This is a genomic window from Asticcacaulis biprosthecium C19, assembly GCF_000204015.1.
Classification (GTDB): Bacteria; Pseudomonadota; Alphaproteobacteria; order Caulobacterales; family Caulobacteraceae; genus Asticcacaulis; species Asticcacaulis biprosthecius.
Genome location: NZ_GL883081.1, coordinates 208,617 through 225,786, shown reverse-complemented (window position 1 = coordinate 225,786; position 17,170 = coordinate 208,617). Strand labels below are relative to the sequence as shown.

The 17,170-nt window shown below is 60.4% G+C and carries 17 protein-coding genes; 11 read left to right on the top strand and 6 right to left on the bottom strand.

The features are described from left to right. Positions 1–372 precede the first annotated feature (372 nt). From ABI_RS23095 to arsN2, 9 genes are all read left to right on the top strand, one after another. Positions 373–1,812, top strand: coding sequence for a tetratricopeptide repeat protein (locus ABI_RS23095; RefSeq protein ID WP_040310011.1), 1,440 nt, complete (start codon positions 373–375; stop codon positions 1,810–1,812). Positions 1,813–1,835: 23 nt separating this feature from the next. After that, positions 1,836–2,741: a tetratricopeptide repeat protein gene (locus ABI_RS24085; RefSeq protein WP_006275499.1), complete on the top strand. Its 906-nt coding sequence runs from the start codon at positions 1,836–1,838 to the stop codon at positions 2,739–2,741. Positions 2,742–3,060: 319 nt separating this feature from the next. Beyond that, positions 3,061–4,014: a tetratricopeptide repeat protein gene (locus ABI_RS24080; RefSeq protein ID WP_006275497.1), complete on the top strand. Its 954-nt coding sequence runs from the start codon at positions 3,061–3,063 to the stop codon at positions 4,012–4,014. 60 nt (positions 4,015–4,074) lie between these two features. Next, positions 4,075–4,704: a tetratricopeptide repeat protein gene (locus ABI_RS23075; RefSeq protein ID WP_006275496.1), complete on the top strand. Its 630-nt coding sequence runs from the start codon at positions 4,075–4,077 to the stop codon at positions 4,702–4,704. Positions 4,705–4,730: 26 nt separating this feature from the next. After that, the gene (locus ABI_RS23070; protein WP_006275495.1) at positions 4,731–5,342 is read left to right on the top strand and encodes an SEL1-like repeat protein; all 612 of its coding nucleotides are present in this window, start codon (positions 4,731–4,733) and stop codon (positions 5,340–5,342) included. 65 nt (positions 5,343–5,407) lie between these two features. Beyond that, positions 5,408–6,115, top strand: coding sequence for a hypothetical protein (locus ABI_RS23065; protein WP_006275494.1), 708 nt, complete (start codon positions 5,408–5,410; stop codon positions 6,113–6,115). 102 nt (positions 6,116–6,217) lie between these two features. Further along, positions 6,218–6,880 (top strand): hypothetical protein, encoded by a 663-nt coding sequence (locus tag ABI_RS23060; protein ID WP_211211212.1) that lies wholly within the window; start codon positions 6,218–6,220, stop codon positions 6,878–6,880. A gap of 7 nt (positions 6,881–6,887) precedes the next feature. Continuing rightward, positions 6,888–7,925: a hypothetical protein gene (locus ABI_RS23055; RefSeq protein ID WP_157139091.1), complete on the top strand. Its 1,038-nt coding sequence runs from the start codon at positions 6,888–6,890 to the stop codon at positions 7,923–7,925. A gap of 182 nt (positions 7,926–8,107) precedes the next feature. Then, complete coding sequence (arsN2, locus tag ABI_RS23050; RefSeq protein ID WP_006275491.1) at positions 8,108–8,551, top strand: arsenic resistance N-acetyltransferase ArsN2; 444 nt, start codon at positions 8,108–8,110, stop codon at positions 8,549–8,551. On the opposite strand, the gene ABI_RS23045 is transcribed toward arsN2, so the two are convergent. The 6 genes from ABI_RS23045 to dgoD all read right to left on the bottom strand — a co-directional run bounded on the left by ABI_RS23045 (position 8,526) and on the right by dgoD (position 13,432). Continuing rightward, a complete protein-coding gene (locus tag ABI_RS23045) occupies positions 8,526–9,047 on the bottom strand; it encodes a GNAT family N-acetyltransferase (protein WP_006275490.1) in 522 nt (173 codons plus the stop codon). The genes arsN2 and ABI_RS23045 overlap by 26 nt on opposite strands. A 126-nt stretch (positions 9,048–9,173) precedes the next feature. Further along, on the bottom strand, positions 9,174–9,599 hold the full coding sequence (locus ABI_RS23040; protein WP_006275489.1) for a DUF1801 domain-containing protein: 426 nt from the start codon (positions 9,597–9,599) through the stop codon (positions 9,174–9,176). A gap of 33 nt (positions 9,600–9,632) precedes the next feature. Beyond that, positions 9,633–10,277 carry a 2-dehydro-3-deoxy-6-phosphogalactonate aldolase gene (locus ABI_RS23035; RefSeq protein ID WP_006275488.1) on the bottom strand — a complete coding sequence of 215 codons (645 nt, stop codon included), beginning with the start codon at positions 10,275–10,277 and terminating at the stop codon, positions 9,633–9,635. Then, positions 10,274–11,197, bottom strand: a complete 924-nt coding sequence (locus ABI_RS23030; RefSeq protein WP_006275487.1) for a 2-dehydro-3-deoxygalactonokinase — start codon at positions 11,195–11,197, stop codon at positions 10,274–10,276. The genes ABI_RS23035 and ABI_RS23030 overlap by 4 nt, the downstream gene beginning before the upstream one ends. 32 nt (positions 11,198–11,229) lie before the next feature. After that, the gene (locus ABI_RS23025; RefSeq protein ID WP_006275486.1) at positions 11,230–12,096 is read right to left on the bottom strand and encodes an SMP-30/gluconolactonase/LRE family protein; all 867 of its coding nucleotides are present in this window, start codon (positions 12,094–12,096) and stop codon (positions 11,230–11,232) included. Positions 12,097–12,247: 151 nt separating this feature from the next. Further along, a complete protein-coding gene (gene dgoD / locus ABI_RS23020) occupies positions 12,248–13,432 on the bottom strand; it encodes a galactonate dehydratase (protein WP_006275485.1) in 1,185 nt (394 codons plus the stop codon). A 179-nt stretch (positions 13,433–13,611) separates the two neighbouring features. Here dgoD and ABI_RS23015 point away from each other — a divergent pair, with 179 nt between their 5' ends. Further along, positions 13,612–14,829: an acetyl-CoA C-acetyltransferase gene (locus tag ABI_RS23015; RefSeq protein ID WP_006275483.1), complete on the top strand. Its 1,218-nt coding sequence runs from the start codon at positions 13,612–13,614 to the stop codon at positions 14,827–14,829. A gap of 15 nt (positions 14,830–14,844) precedes the next feature. Next, positions 14,845–17,049 (top strand): 3-hydroxyacyl-CoA dehydrogenase NAD-binding domain-containing protein, encoded by a 2,205-nt coding sequence (locus ABI_RS23010; RefSeq protein ID WP_006275482.1) that lies wholly within the window; start codon positions 14,845–14,847, stop codon positions 17,047–17,049. Positions 17,050–17,170: the final 121 nt, after the last annotated feature.

The window sequence follows — 17,170 nt, the reverse complement described above, 5'->3', positions numbered from 1 at the left end:
ACCTTATCCGGCAGGATGTGTCAGTCTTTATGAGGGTTGGTATTAGAACGCAATACGGTAAAGTGGCTGCCAACGTCCGGGCGGCCCGATGTCGAAAAAATTGCGCGACCAAACAAAAACTCTATCATGGTGTCCCCCTCTGTTCAGAGGGTGACGCCCTGCCACGTTAGGCCTACGATCGGACGGGGTGTCTTGGTTCGGGCGAACGGCCATGGCCTGTAATCTTCGCAGGATAATGACAGTATTTGTAACAAAATTGCGTCTATAAAAGATCACCCAATAAATATATGCCTTTCCCATACACTGCGGAATGCTGAGTTTCACGGCTCGTATTGCGCATCGGCAAAAGTTTTTACACTGGACCACATATAGATGACGAAGTTGTTTTTCCGCGGATTTTTGCTTGGCTCGGCTATGCTCATGCCTCAGGTGGCGCACGCCGACTGGAACCAGAACAACGACGAGGCCAATCGCCAGCGGGCGATGAATGACATGCGCGCCACCCAAGCTGCCAACGATCGCCGCAGCAACGATGCCGCGATGGCCAGGCAGCGCGACGTTGACAGAAGCTCCGCCAGCGGTCCGTCGTCAGGGTCGCGAGCCGGTGACTCAAGTTCAAGCTCCGGCGGGTCAGCCGTTTACAACGGTGGCGGCAGCACAAATTCCGGCCCGCAATCGGTTGTCGCCACCTATTATGTCACGGAAACCAACGAACAGGTGGTGGCGCGCCTCATCAAACAGGCCGAGCAAGGCGACAGGGATTCACAGTACAAGGTCGGAATTTTCTATTACAACGGCGTCGGCATCGGCCGTGACGATGCCCGGGCCCGCCACTGGTTTGGCGAGGCCGCCCGCCAGGGCCACGCCATCTCCGCCGGCCAGTACGGCTACATGCTGCATTATGGCAAGGGCGGCCCGGTTGACGACGCCCAGGCCTTGGTCTTCACGCGCCAGGCCGCGCTGCAAGGCGATGTGTTTGGCCAGTCGATGTATGCGCTGTTTGCATTGATGATCGACTACCAGACCGGTGCCCGTCAGGACATGACCGAGGCGGTCGGTTTTGCGGTTAAGGCGGCCGATGCCGGCGACGCCACGGCCCAAGCACTGTTGGGGACGACGGTCTATTTCTTTGGCGCTACGGGTGTTTCGCCAGATAACCCGAAGGCTTTGAAATATCTTGAGATGGCCGTGGCCCAGGACAATGCCATGGCCATGCAGCAACTGGGCAAATGGTACTATTTCGGCTGGGACGGCGTCACTCGCGACGAGATCCGTGGTGCACAACTGATTGAGCAAGCCGCGGCTCTGGGGGATGCGTCGGCCATGACGCAACTGGGCAAGTTTTACCTGACCGGCATCGGCGGCGTCGGACAGGATGACGCCAAGGGCGTGGACCTGATCAAACGCGCCGCCGAATTGAACGACGCCGAGGCCATGGCAACCCTTGCTCTGATCTACCTCAACGGCATGGCAGGCCAGCAAAAGAATGAAGCCGAGGCGCTGCGGCTGGTAAAGGCATCCGCCGAGTACGGCGATTCCGCCGGCATGTCGCTCTATGCCGCCGTGCTTTATGACGGCCTCGTGACGCCCAAGGACATGCCGAAGGCCATAGCCTATGCCGGTCGCGCGGCCGAAGCCGGCGACGGCGACGCCCAGGTCCTGATGGGCAAGATCTATTATTTCGGTGACGGCGTCGAAAAGGACATCGTGCAGGCGACGCGGTGGTTCAAGCGCGCCGCAGATCAGGGCCATGCCGAAGGTGTGGCGATCATGCAAGAACCCGATATCGCCGCCGCGGCCAGAACGCTTTGAGCCAGCCCCGAGGAAACGCCAACATGTCCTTTGCCCTGAAACTTTTGACGGCGCTGGTTTGCCTGGCCCTGCCGTTTTTCGCCGCACCCGTCCTGGCCGATGTCGGCAAACCCGTCTACGTCGCCTGCTGGGCGCATCAATCCGACAAGAACAGAGTCATGTGGACGGCGCCGTTCGTTGCCAACAACAACGAAATTGACGCCGCGAAGGAGCAGTTCGCCGGCTACATCGTCAAAGCGGGATATGTGAAGAACCTGTCCGCCGTCAGCACCAGCTGTGTTTGGAACAAGAAGTCTGAAAAGACGGTCGCCGATATCAATGCGATCAAAGCGCAATTCAACTATTCCACGGATATCGGTGTCAACTTCATCTACAAACCTTTTTCCCAGGTCTCGGCGGGCAAGCAACTGCATGTGCAGTGCGAAGTCTACAAGACGGCGGCCAGTTGCACAGCCTATGGCCGCGCCTTCGAGCAGGGCAATCGCGGGCTGGACAAGGACGACACCCAGGCCGCCGCCTATTACCAAATGGCCTGCGACATGGGGGATGCGGTTGGCTGCGTCTATCTCGGCATATTGCGCGATGAGGGCCGCGGTGGCCCGGTCGACATGGGTCAGGCCCTGCAGCTTTATGACAAGGCTTGCAAGGCCAACAACCTGTTCGGCTGTTACCGGGAGGGTGTTGCCTTGGTAAACCACGCAAAGACACCCGAGGACGTTACGCGAGGTCTGGCCCTGTTGCAGGCCGCCTGCGACAAAGACTTTGCCGCCGCATGTGGCAGTCTGGGCGTCTACTACCACACGGGAAAAGGCGTGGCGGTGGATCCAAAGCGCGCTTTTGACAACTATACAAAGTCCTGCACGCTCGGCAACCAGACCGCCTGCAGAAACCTTGAAAAGCTAAAAACCAAATATCCGGACATCTCATAATTACCGGTCTGCGAACTTCCAGCGTTCTTTTTCAACCCTATGGTCATGACCCTTCTCTTTAAATACCTGCGCATTGTCCTGTATCCGTTCCTTGCCGGTACAGTCCTTCCTGCGACGGCTCAGGCGGCCGATGGATTTCTCGGGTGCTGGGCGCATCAAAGTGACACGAACCGCGTCCTGTGGACCGGGCCCTTCGCCGCTAATGAAAGCGATAGGCAAGAACCCGATATTGCCGCTGTCGCGGCCAGGTTTTGATCAGCGCCTTTGAACAACAGAGACCTCATCTCGAGTTTCCTACAGGCCAAAAAAAGGAGTCCTTATGCGTTACCCCATTAAGGCCATTTTGATATCGGTCGTTGCCGCCCTGACTCTTGCCTTGCCGGGCCTGGCTCAGGCCGCTGACGGCTATATGGGCTGCTACGCTCACAGATCTGACACAAATCGCGTTTTGTGGACCTCGCGCCTGTCAGCCGGCGAGGGTGACAAGGCGACGGTCGCCGCGGCCTTCCTGCGCTACTTGCAGGGCAAGAACCTGATGCCCGACCAAAGTCTGGTGACGGCCTATTGCGTTTGGAACCGGGATGCTGCGACTTCGGACAGTGAACTGCAGCGGCGCGTCAAGGCCTTCCCCAATTCCAACAATATGGGCCTGAGCTTCGACTGGCCGCCTGAGGTTAAGGCCGCACCGGGGCCCGCACCCGCCGCCGTTTCTCCCGTTGCAAGCGCCGCGCCCGATACCTCGGAAACGGAAGGTCTCAAGGCTGCTTGCCTCGCAGGAGACGCCAAATCTTGTATGGGTTACGCCTATCGCATGGAGGTCGGCTACTACGGAAATACGCAGGACGCTTCCATGAAGAATCCTTGGGAAGCCGTTGCCTATTATCGCGATGCCTGTCGCCTGGGCGAGGGTGTTGGGTGTCGAAACTTCGCCTTGATGAAGACGCGGGGCGGGGTTGTTCCGATAAATTATGACGATGCATTTGTCTTTTATGACAAGGGCTGCAATCTCAATGATCCCTTCAGTTGCTTTGCCTTGGGAGCTGCCTACGCCACAGGCCAGGGCACTTCGGTGGACAATGAAAAAGCTGTCGTCGCCTATCGCAAGGCGTGCGACTTGAACGAAGGCGGCGCCTGCAACAATCTGGCCTGGATGACCGAAACAGGGGCGGGAACCGCCAAGGATAAAACGCTGTCGCTGAACCTTTATACCAAGGCCTGCGACCTTGGCGATGCCAACGCCTGTGCCAATTTCAAGCGACTAAAAACATCTTAGCGCCGGGCATTCCCTAATTCCGTAAGACCATATTTTTTTCCTTTTCCTTTGGACCTCACCATGTTGCCATTTTTCAAACGGCAAGCCCTTATGGCGCTTAGCCTGGCCATCGTACTGCCATCAGCACTTAGTCTTACCGTGGCAGCTCAAGAGGGACCGGCGGCTGAACTGGCCTATCACTACCTTGCCCAGGCGGCCGATGCCGGCGACGCGGACTCGGCCTTTCAGGTGGCCTTGGCCCACACCTTTGGCAATGGGGCGCCCAGGGATCTGGTCAAACGCAAAAAATACCTCGATATCGCCGTCGCCAAGGATCACCCTCAGGCGCTCTATTACCGTGCCCTAGATTATCAGTATGGCAGCGATTTGATTGCCAAGGACGAAGCTAAATCCCTGACCTGTCTTAAACGCTCAGCAAAGCTGGGTTTTGTTGGCGCACAAAACAGTCTGGGTTTCAACTTTGAGACCGGTGACCTGGTTGGGGCCATTGATCTGGTCCGGTCCAGCGCATGGTACAGCCTCTCGATCCGGACGGCAAAAGCCGATCCGCGCTACGGCGAAGCCCCTGGATCCGAACCCATCAGTTCGCTCGAGGAATTCCGTGATGCGGTCAATGCGCAGCTATCGCCAGACCAGATCACGGCGGCTGACGCTCTAAGTTATACGCTTCTCGAAGACATCAAGCTGTGATGTTTTCGCCGTCAAGGACCCCCATTATGCGCCAAGCTTTTTCCGTCATTTGCCTGACGACCCTGACACTGCTGACAACAGCGCTACCGCTGGCAGCGCAGCCCCCCCAGGACATGGCTGCCTATGAGGCCCTGATCGCGGCCGCCGATAAGGGGGACGCCGAAGCAGCGTTTCAGGTCGCCGCAGCCCTGACGGATTCCAGCATCGTCACCTACGACCCGATCAAGCGAAATGCCTATCTTGACATAGCCGTCGCTCAGAATCACGGCGAAGCCCTGATGATGCGGGCCATGGATTTTGAAGCCGGCAACGCGCCCATCGCGCAGGACAATGCTCAGGCACTCAACCATTATCTCCGCTCCGCGAAGGCCGGTTTTGTCGGCGCGCAGACGGTGTTGAGTATCTACTACGAGACCGGTGACCTTGTCGGCGCTCCGGATCTGGTGCGAGCCTGCGCCTGGATCATGCTGGCCATTCGATCGGCGAAGGCGCAGCCTGACTTTGGCGCCGAGCCCGGTTCGGATCAGATCTCAGACCTGGAAGAGGCCCGTGACACTTACTTGATGGAACTGTCCGCAGAGGACGTCAAAGCCGCTGAAGCCCTGAGCTACAAGCTGCTGGATGAAATCCAACTGTGATGCCCGGTCTTCCCCAAACTTTCCCGAATCCTTCCCTGTCTCGGCTTAACACCAAGAGGTACGCCGTGAAGACCTACATTTGCGCCACAGTTGCCCTTTTGCTGGCCGCTCAACCCGTTCTGGCCCAGGACAAGGCCCTGTACGAGCAGGTCAAGGCGCATGGCCAGGCGGGCGGCAAATATCTCCGCGATGCGGACGCCGCCGAAAAGCAGGGCGACTTCAAGACGGCCTGTGAGTTGTTCGGAGCGGCTGAAGCCGAAACCAAGCAGGCCGTCGTCATCTTCCAGGCGTTTTCCGACAGCTTCCCGACCTGGCCCGACGACAAACGCGCGGAGGCCAAAGCCAAGGTCGATGACATGGCCTTCGGCGCCTACCTTAAGCGTCGTAGCAGCTGTGAAGCAGCGAAATTTGACGCCAGGTTCCAGGCCCAAATGGCGCCGATCGTCGCTGAACTGGAGCGATCCATACAGTACACAAAAGATGCCGACGCTGACTTTGCCCGCGGTGACGCCGACGGCGCCATGGCAGGTTATTACTCGGCCCTGATCATTTTGCCGGACCTGGTCCTCACGCCTTTGCGCGACATGACCGCCGCCAATATCGGCGCCGCAGGCAAGCAGCCCGTGCACAATGAGCGTACCACCGCGATGGTCAACAAGGCCATGGCCCAGTCGTCCGAGGTCCAGGCCAAAATCAAGAAGACCTGCCTGACCTGGCCCAACAATTTCAAAGGTATTCCCTACAGCGGCATTTGCGAAACGATGACCAGGTAGCCGCGCTAACAAGATTTGTAACGGTGTTCCGCCGTTCGCATGTGCTTTGACTGTCGATACGGCTTTATCGCGATTTTCACACAACAAACAATGAGAACCATCATGTCAGCCTTACTCAGCAACCGTCGCACGCTTTTGCTTTCCACCCTGGCTGGGGCGACGATCGCTCCGCTGGCAGGTGCAGCGCAGGCCCTCAGCACCGAAGTCGTCCCGCCGGTTATGGCCTGGATGTCATGGCAGGGCGGGGTCGATCTGGTGGCGGTGACCGACGCGTCCCTGACCCAACCCAATGTCATTCTGCACGTGGCGCGGATGGTTCAGACACCGGTCGGTTCATCGGCATCCGGCATGGTCTTCTATCAGCCCAATCCGGCTGAGCCGCCCGTCGTCATGGGATTTGTTTCGGGTGACCCCAAGGTCGGCGCCTATTTCGGGCCAAAGGTTTTCAAAGGCACACCGTTCGAAACGGCACCGGTGTTGAAGGCCAAGATTGTCGTCGATGAAACCGGGGCGCCAGGTACGGTGGGTTCCAAAATCACCGTCGGCAAGCACGTTTTTGAAGTCACCCTGGCCGGACTGACGCCTCTGGTTCAGATCAATCGTCCGCTCGGTGCCTTGCCCTTCACCCAGCAAGGCCTGGAGGCGTCGTCGGCCGACGTCACACTGAAGGTCAATGGTAAGCCGGTCACTGTCATCATTCCGCCGGTTGGCATGTCGGGTGGCCCCGCCGCCGTCTGGTCGCCCACTGGTCACTACGCGCGATAGAGGTCGTATGCCTTACCCCGCCGGCTCCCGACATTTTCTTCAGCATGTGCTGGTCCTGGCTGGCCTGTTATCCTTGGCGCTGTTTGCGCCAGCGGCTCTGGCAAAGCCGGGCGCCCGCGATCTCCAAGCCATAGCCATCAAGGCGCTCAATGATGAATCGCTCTACTGGGCGGAGGCAGACAAGCTAAACGCCAAACGCAAGCTGACGGAGGCCTGCGTCTGGTACAGCCGCACCAACAGATCCATGATGATGGCTGACTACGCCATCAGCGCGTATTTGCTGCTGCCCGACGTGCCTGGAAAGTCTGTCTTTCAGGACGGGCTGAACAATCTTCGCGGGCGTCGCCCAGGGCTGCAGGGAAGTCTCACGGCGGCTTGTGGCAACAATGCCCGAGGCATGGCCTATAATGCGATGCTATCCGAAGACAAGGACTTCAAGGGCAACAAACTGGCGAAATTGCCGAGCGAACGCGCCGCTTTCACATCCGACGCCTGGCAAGCCGATTTCAAGTTTCGCGATGGCAGCGGTTACGCTCAGAGCCAGGGTTATGTTGTGGCGTGTCAGCGTTATGGCGAGGCCGCCAAGGCGTACGATATATTGATTGCGAAGGTCCTGGCCTATGGTGCGCTGCATCCTGAGTTCGACCCGATCACCATCGCGGCCTTTGCGCACGAGATGGCCCAGGAACGAGCCATAGCCGTCAAGGGTTCTCAGGATGTCTGCGGTCGTGACGGCTTCGGCGAGCAGATAGCCGCGGCGATGAAAAGCATAACCGAAGATATCGAAGAGGGCGAAGCGGCCGTTGCCGCGGGTGACCGCTATTTCGCTGTCGGCGACACCATCGAGGGCTGCAGTGCTTACCGGGAAACCGAAAGGACGATCATGCGCCTGATCGACACGGTAACCTATTGGAACCCGCGCACCGAGGGGCATGAAAACCATCCTAAATATTCGCCCTATGTCGATCTGACCCGCCGCGCCGATGTTGTGATAGATGCGCTTCTCGACCGGCTGAAGACGCGGTGCGATCTGACGAAGCGGTAGAGTGAGGTCTGCTGCCGACGGAGAATGCATCGACTGGCAGAGGTGATGGGCGCCGATTGTCTTTGAGCCCTACACGCGCTATCCATAATTCAATGCCCCCCATCTGATCTGTGTCGACCTGCGCGACACGCCAGCACCAATAAGGAAAGGCGGCTGTTTTATGATCGACGCCGTGTGGTACCGTGTCGGATAAGTCCTTCGTTTCCGTCCCGGCCTTCGATGCCGATCTGATCTCTGCCTTGGCCTCCGAAGGCCTTCCGGTGTCGGATCTCGGCCAGCCGCATCAGGTCGTCTGGCAATTGGACTGCAACGGCCAAACGGCTGGCTATGTCGCGCTTGAAACCTATGGCGATGCCGCCCTGCTGCGGTCACTGGTGGTTTTACCGGAGGCGAAAGGGCAGGGGCATGGCGCGGCGCTGGTCGCTTATGCCGCTGATCAAGCTCACGCAATGGGCATTCGGGAGTTGTGGCTGCTGACCCATACAGCCGCTGACTTCTTCGTCCACCTCGGCTGGCAAACCCGCGACCGCAGTGACGCGCCGCCGGCCCTTGCCGCCTCGGCTGAGTTTGCCAGCCTGTGCCCCGCCAGCGCGACCTGCTTTAGCCGGGTAACCGCCGCAGAATGAACTCGTCGTCCAGGGTTTCGCCGACCGCGAACTTGTACTCGCCGACTTTCTCGAAGCCGTAACCAGCGTAGATGGCCTGGGCGCGGTCATTGCCGCTCCACACCCCCAGCCATTGTGGCGCATCGCCGTAGGTCCGGGACATCCAGTTCAGCGCCGTTTCGAGTAGTCGCTTGCCAAGGCCCAGCCCCTGGTGTGACGCGCGGACATAGATACGCTTCAGTTCGCCGTGACGGTTTCCATCGGCTTCGTCGAAGGGCAGGGTGACGGGACCGCAATGCAGGTACGCCGCCGTGTGCCCGGCGTCATCGATAACCATGCGCCAGTACTGTGATGGATCTGTGATGTCCGCAAGCAACGCCTCTGCCGAATAGGATTTGACCAGGAAGGCCTCCAGATCACTCGGCGGGTAGAGATGTCCGAAGGTTTCGCTGAAACAGTCACGAGCAAGGGCGGACAGCCTCGCGATATCACCGGATTGAACGGGAAGAATCTGCATGACCGGTGCATAGCCAAATTTCGGCTATCGCTGCAACGTCCTTTTCAGGCGGCCGAAGTCACAGCTTGCACAAGGTTAGTGACAACGTGGCGCTTCCATGACCGGGCATTGAAACATCCGCCCTCATCACAGCTTGTCGCCGGGTAGCTGGCTGGCCTGTTCGACCCACGCCGTGAACTGCGCCTCGTCGAATGGCTTGTCTTCGTAGATGTCGAGATACCGCACCTGCGTCTGTTTGGAGGTGCCGGGCGGTAGAGGCTCGAGCGACGCGCCACGGGGAAAGGCGACCTTGACGTATTTGGTGAGGCAGTGAAACCCCAGGAACCAGGTCTTGTCGTCGACGCTGTAGAAGGGCGTGTTCCATTTGACGGCCTTTTGCACGCCAGGAACGGCCTTGACGATCAAGGTATCAAGCATTTCCCCAACGGCGCGCTTCCAGCCCGGCATGGCGGCGATATAGGCCTGGACGGGTGCGTCGCCGTAACCCTTGGCGATCTGAGGATTTCCACCGGATAGCAGAACCGGTTCGGAGGATGTCGTTCGCTCGTTCATCTGCGCCTCCCTTGTCAGGCGACGCCGCGGGTCTCAGCCCTTCAGAGCCGCCCAGGCGTCGGTGAACGCTTTCGCCTTACCATAGACAATGTCCGGCGTGTCGCCAGGCTTATAGACGGATGACCCGATACCGAAGCCGGCGGCGCCAACCTCGAGATAGTCCGTCATATTGCTCGGTTCGACCCCGCCGACCGGAAACACCGGCATCGCCTTGGGCAGGACGGCTTTCAACGCCTTCAAACCCTTGGGCCCGGCGAGTTCGGCCGGGAATAGCTTCAGCGCATCGGCGCCGGCATCGACGGCCGAAAAGGCTTCGGTGGCGGTGAAAAAGGCCGGGAAGGAAATCATGCCGTACGACTTGGCGCGGCGGATGACGTCGGGATTGGCATTGGGAGAGATGCAGATCTGGCCGCCGACGCCAGCCAGGGCGTCGACATCCTCGACCTTCAGCACCGTGCCGGCGCCGACAATCGCCGTATCGCCCAGGGCTTCCACAAGCAGCCGGATCGACTCGAACGGCTCGGGCGAGTTCAGTGGCACTTCCAGCACCTTGAATCCGGCTTCAACCAGTCGCTCACCGACGGCGACAGCTTCGGACGGCTTCAGGCCGCGCAGGATGGCGACCAGGGGAAGCGTGTCAAGGGCGTCCTGCCAGCGGACGGCGAGTTCCGGTGTCATATCAGGCGTCCTTGCTGGGCGATCGCCCAAAGGCCGGCGGCCGAAGCGTCGTCGCCGTTACGGCGGACGACGTCGGTGAAGCCGGTGTGTTGCAGCGCGCGTTCGTACACGCCGATCAGGGTGCCGTCGCCGATCAGGGTGACCGGCCGAATACCGTGACGGATGCTTTCGGCACGGATCTCCGACCCAATCAGCAGGCCCGACAGGTAGGACGACAGGCTCTCCGGCTTAATATGGCCGAACAGGGCTTCGGTGCGCACCGAGAAGATCAGCGACAGGAAGGACTTGTCATTCATCGCCCGGTCGATGCCCAGCTTGAAGGCGTCATCATCGTCGATATCGTTGTCCATCAGGTCGCCCAGGATGGAGTGGCGTTTCAGCACCGAGAACATTTCACCGGTCATGTAGGACGAGAAACCGCTGATGCGGCCGCCTTCGACCGACGCCCACTTGCTGTGGGTGCCCGGCAGAACGTAGACGGCATTCTCGGTTTGGGCTCCAGCCTTGTGCGACCCGCCGAAGATCTGCGTTTCTTCGCCGCGCATGACATTGATCAGGCCGGGATGGTCGGCGTCTCCGGACAGGCCCGGGACGATCTTGACCTTCAGCTTGTCGGCCGGGGCGGCGACCAGACCCTTGACGACATCGTCGAGACCAGCCGGGCAAGCGACATACGGCGCTTCCTGCCAGCCCTGACGCGACCCGACCATGCCCGACAGAAGGATCGGCAGGTCCGGACGGGCAAAGTCTTCCTTCATCACCGAGGTCAGGGCCTGTTCGAAGGTCAGGACACCCAGGTTCTTCAGGCCGATATTGGCGGTGTGGCGGGCGATGATCTCGCCGTCGGCCGAGAACAGGAACAGGCGGAAATTGGTCGTGCCCCAGTCGGCGGCAAGCAGGGCGGGCGGTTCGGCGGACATGATGTGAGTCTCTTTTCAATGACTGGCCGGGTTTAGCCCCTGAACTTCTGCGGTTCAAGGCCGGTATGGCCGCGCAGAAGGTCACTTGGGATTTCGAACAATGTCCCGGCTTCACGGTCGTCGGGCAGGTCGATGGCGGCCGAGGTGACGAACAGGCGGTTCAGGTCATTCCCGGCGAAGGTCATAGAGGTGATCTGTTGGGCCGGCAGGTCGATATGGAAGTCGGGGGTCGCGTCCATGTTGAAGCGGGTAATGCGCCCAGCCCCCCAGTGGGCGATCCACAGTCCGCCCTGGGCATCCACCGTCATACCGTCGGGATATCCCCAGCTTTCTGGAAATGTCAGCCAGGGCCGCTTGCCGCTCAGTTCGCCGTCGGCGTCGATGTCGAACCGGAAGACCTGGCGCAGGTCGGTGTCGGTATGGAAGACGTGGCTGTGGTCGGCAGCAAAGGCCGGACCGTTGGGGATGGTGTAGGGACCGTCAACATGGGTGACAGTCTTGTCAGTGTTCAGCCGGTGCCAGCCGCCCGACGTCTTGGTGATCGGCTTGTGCATCGAGCCGGCCCAGATGCGACCGCGGTCGTCGGCCTTGGCGTCGTTGAGGCGGTTTTCCGGCTCATGCGGGTAGGGATTGAGGATATGGCGGACGGTGAAGGGATCCAGGGTCAGCTCGGCGAACCCGGTCATAAGGCCAGCGATAAAGCCGCCTTTTTCGCGCTCGATCACCCAGCAGACGGGGCAGTCGAAACTCCAGGTCTTGTGCCGGCCATCGAGATAATAGGCGTTGAGTTTGTGCGACAGGATATCGACCCAATAGATGCACTGGTCACGGCGGGACCACAGCGGTCCTTCGCCCAAAAGCGCGCCCGGTCCCGTGCGGCGAATGATATCCTGAGGCATTGCGTTCCCTGTTTCGTTGTCGTGGCGTTGTTTTGTAAGGGGATCCACAGATTACACAGATTGGGAGTTCTGCTGAAACCTGAGACGGTGATCATAGAAAGGGCGCGTAGCGCCGATCTGTGAAATCTGTGTAATCTGTGGACCTCTTGATCTACCATTCCCTGACATATCCATCAGGCCCGCGCCACGCCGGATTGCGCCATGGCGGACAGTCTTTCGCCATTTCGCGCACCTTGTCCTCGTCGATCTCGACGCCCAGACCCGGCCCAGTTAGCGCTTCGACATAGCCGTCGCGGACATCGAACACTTCCGGATTCTTCATATAGAACAGCAGGTCATGGCCATTGGTGTTGTAATGAATGCCCAGCGACATTTCCTGGATGACATGGTTCGGTGTCGCAATCCCCAACTGCATACACGCCCCCAGGGCCAGCGGCCCCAGCGGACAGTGCGGCGCCACGGCGACGTCGTAGGCCTCGGCCATGGCGGCGATGCGACGCACTTCGGAAATACCGCCGGCGTGCGACAGATCGGGCTGGATGATGTCGACGCAGGCGCGCTCGAAGAACGGCTTGAAATCCCAGCGGCTGTAGAGACGTTCCCCAAGGGCAATTGGCGTCGTGGTCAGCTTTGAAAGCTGCTCGATGGCTTCGAGGTGCTCGCTCAACAGCGGCTCCTCGATGAACAGTGGCCGGATGGGTTCCAGGGCGTGGGCCAGTTGCTTGGCCATAGGCTTGTGAACCCGGCCGTGGAAGTCGAGCCCGACATCCAGTCCCAGGGCCTGGACCGAGGTGGCGCGCTCCAGCACGCCGTTGATGACCTTCGGCGAATCGAGCCAGCCCATGTCCTCGGAGGCGTTCATCTTGACGGCCTTGAAGCCCTGCTCTTGGCGGGCCCTGGCGGCGTCGACAACGTCAGAGGGACGGTCGCCGCCGATCCAGGCATAGACCTGGACCCGGTCACGGACCCTGCCACCCAGCAATTGCCATACCGGCACGCCCAGACGGCGCGCCTTCAGGTCCCACAAGGCCTGGTCGAAGCCTGACAGGGCCGACATCAGCACGGGTCCGCCGCGGTAGAAGCCCAGGCGGTAAAACACCTGCCACATGTCTTCGATGCGTTCGGGATCATGGCCGACAAAGCGTTCGCGGATCTCGGCGAAGGTCGCTTGCGTGGCTTCGGTGTGGCCTTCCAGCGAGGCTTCGCCCCAGCCGACGGCGCCTTCGGAATCTTCAATGCGTACGAACAGCCAGCGCGGCGGCACGGCGAAGGTTTCGATCTTCGCGATCCGCGTGGCAGCGGTGGTGGAGGCGGTGAGGGCGGGTGCGGTATCCATGAAGGTCTGCCTAATACTGCTGCGGAAGGAGGTCAAGATATTGTATGATAATTTAGATGAATATGGTCATGGTTTCCGCCAGGTTGGAGAAAATTTTCCCGATTATCTTGACGTGCGCGTAAAGTAAGCGCATGTAATTCGGCAATTAACACACACGCCGAGCGTGGAGGACAGACCGGATGCCGACCCCCGAAAATTCCGCCTATATCTATGACCATGTGCGCTCGCCGCGCGGCAAGGGCAAGAAAGATGGCAGCCTGCACCAGATCACCGCACTGGACCTGTCGGCCCAAGTGTTGGCGGGCCTGCGCGACCGCAACAGCCTGGACACGGCCCTGGTCGACGACTGCACCTGGGGGTGCGTCACACCGGTCGGTGAGCAGGGCGGTGACATCGCCCGCGCCGCGGTTCTGGCCGCCGGCTATTCGCAACTGACCGCCGGCGCCCAGGTCAACCGCTTCTGCGCCTCGGGCCTGGAAGCCGTCAATATCGCCGCTGCCAAGGTGGTGTCGGGCGAAGCCACCATGGCCATCGGCGGTGGTGTCGAGTGCATGAGCCGCATTCCCATGGGCTCCGATGGCGGCGCCTGGGCAATCGATGTCGCGGCGGCCTTTCCGAACTATTTCGTGCCGCAGGGCGTTTCGGCGGACATGATCGCCTCCAAGTGGGGCTTTTCGCGCACGGACGTTGACGCCTATGCCGTCGAATCGCACAAGCGTTCGGCCCGGTCGTGGCAGGAGGGCCGCTTCAAGAATTCGGTCCTCGCCATCAAGGACCAATTGGGCATCACCGCGCTGGACCATGATGAAAGCGTGCGCCCCAACACCGATATGCAGACCCTGGGCGGGCTGAACCCGTCGTTCGCCGCCTTTGGGGAAATGGCCTTCGACGCCGTCATCCAGCAGCGCTACCCCGAGGTCGAACGAGTCAATCACGTCCATACGCCCGGCAATTCGTCGTCGATCGTCGATGGCGCCGCCGCGGTTCTGGTCGGCTCACGCGAGGCCGGACGTCTCACCGGCATCAAGCCGCGCGCCCGGATTCTCGGCACCGCCTCGATCGGTTCCGAACCGTCGATCATGCTGACCGGCCCGTCCTACGTCACCGAAAAGCTGCTCAAGAAGCTGGGCATGAAGACCACGGACATCGACCTCTACGAACTCAACGAAGCCTTTGCCGCGGTGGTTCTGAGGTACATGCAGGCACTGGATATCCCGCACGACAAGATGAATGTCTGCGGTGGCGCCATCGCCATGGGCCACCCGTTGGGGGCCACCGGGGCAATGATCCTGGGCACGCTGGTGGACGAACTGGAACGGACCGGCAAGTCGACCGGCCTGGCCGTGCTGTGCGTCGGCGGCGGCATGGCCACCGCCACCGTGATCGAACGCGTCTAAGAGGGAATGAGAACCATGGAAAACTTCAAAACTGACCTCGACGCCGACGGCATCCTGCTCTGCAGCTTCGATGTTCCCGGCAAGACGATGAACACCTTTACCCGTGGCGCATTGGCCGACCTGGAAGCCATTGCCAACCGCGCCAAGACCGAGGCCGAGATAAAGGGCGTGGTCATCACCTCGGGTAAGAGCAATGGCTTTTGTGCCGGTGCGGACTTGGATGATCTGTTTGGCGGCGGATGGGAAGTGGAAGGCGAGGGCGAAGACGCGCTGAAGGCAACCTTCAACGTGGCGTTTGAGATGAACCGCATCTACCGCCTGCTGGAAACCTGCGGCAAGCCGGTGGCCGTTGCCATCAACGGCCTGGCGCTGGGCGGCGGGCTGGAACTGTCCATGGCCTGCCACTACCGCGTGATCGGTAATGGCCCCAAGACCCAGGTCGGCCTTCCGGAAATCAAGATCGGCATCTTCCCGGGCGGTGGCGGCTCACAACGCCTGCCGCGCCTGATCGGAACTCAGGCAGCCCTGCTGGCCATGTCGGAAGGCAAGTCGTTCAAGCCACAGGAAGCCCTGGGCATGGGCATCGTCCACGAAATGGTCGAGGCCGGCAAGGAAGTCGAGGCCGCCAAAACCTGGATCAAGACCAAGGGCGACCCTGTCGCACCGTGGGACAAGAAGGATTTCAAGATCCCCGGCGGCGGTCCCTACCATCCGGCCGGCTCGCAGGTCTTCATCATGGGCAATGCCATGCTGCGCAAGCAGTCCTACGGCAACTATCCGGCCGTGATCAACCTGATGCACGCCGTCTATGAAGGCTTGCAGGTGCCGTTCGACACCGCGCTGAAGATCGAGACGCGGTACTTCTCCAAGACGCTGATGACGCCTCAGGCCAAGGCCATGATGCGGACCTTCTTCTTCTCGATGCAGGCCATCGGAAAGGGCTCCGGCCGGCCGGAAGGCTACGCCAAGACCGAGTTCAGCCAGGTTGCGGTGCTGGGTGCCGGCATGATGGGGGCGGGTATCGCCTACGTCCAGGCCATGGCGGGCATCAAGACCGTCCTGATCGACCGCGATCAGGCCTCCGCCGACAAGGGCAAGGCCCATTGCGAGGACCTGATCAAGAAGCAGGTGTCGCGCGGCAAACTGACCAAGGAACAGGGCCAGGCGACCCTGGATCTGATTACGGCGGCGCCCGACTACAGCCTGATTGCCGGTTCCGACCTGGTCGTCGAAGCTGTCTTTGAAAACAGCGATCTGAAAGCCACGGTCACCAAGGCCGCCGAGGCCCATTTGGCGGATACGGCGGTGTTCGGTTCGAACACCTCGACCATTCCGATCAGCGACCTGGCGAAAGCATCGGCCCGGCCGAAGAACTATATCGGCATCCACTTCTTCTCGCCCGTCGACAAGATGATGCTGGTCGAGATCATCATGGGCAAGGAAACCTCGGACGAGACCCTGGCCAAGGCTGTCGACTATGTGCTGAAGATCAAGAAGACGCCGATCGTGGTGAACGACTCGCGCTACTTCTTTGCCAACCGCTGCTTCATTCCGTTCACCGCCGAAGGCCTGCACCTGTGGGCCGAGGGCTACAGCCCGGCCATTATCGACAATGCCGGCCGCATGACCGGTATGCCGCGCGGGCCGCTGGAAATGATGGACGATGTCGCCCTGGACCTGCTGGTCAAGATCACCTCGGAAACCGCCAAGGCCGAGGGCGACGCCTATGTGCCGATCCCCGGTGAAAAAGAAGTCGCCGCCATGGTTGCCGACGGCCGTCTGGGCCGCAAGAGTAACAAGGGCTTCTACGACTATCCAGCCGAAAAGACGGCCACCAAGACCCTGTGGCCAGGCCTGAGCGAGAAGTTCCAGCCGACCATCCTGGAGGCCGATCCTGCCCTGGTCGAAGAACTGAAGAAGCGCATGCTGTACGTCCAAGCCGTGACCGCGGCGCGCTGCTTCGAGGACGGCGTCATCACCGATCCGCGCGAAGCCGATGTCGGCTCGATCCTGGGCTGGGGTTTTGCGCCGTGGTCGGGCGGGATCGTGTCGCTGATTGACTCGATCGGCGTTGCCAACTTCGTTGCCGAACTGGACCGCATGACCAAGGCCTATGGCGACCGTTTTGCCCCGCCGCAATTGCTGCGCGACATGGCGGCCAAGGGCGAGACCTTCTACGGCCGGTTCGGCAAGGTCAAGAACGACAAAGCGGCGGCATAGATTTACCGCAACCCCTTGACCTTACAGCATTTGTAATCGACCACCCCCTGAACGGGGGTGGTCGTAACGCTGTTTTCGTCATAGCTTGCTTCTCGTTATCCACAGGGGCTAATTGGGGTTA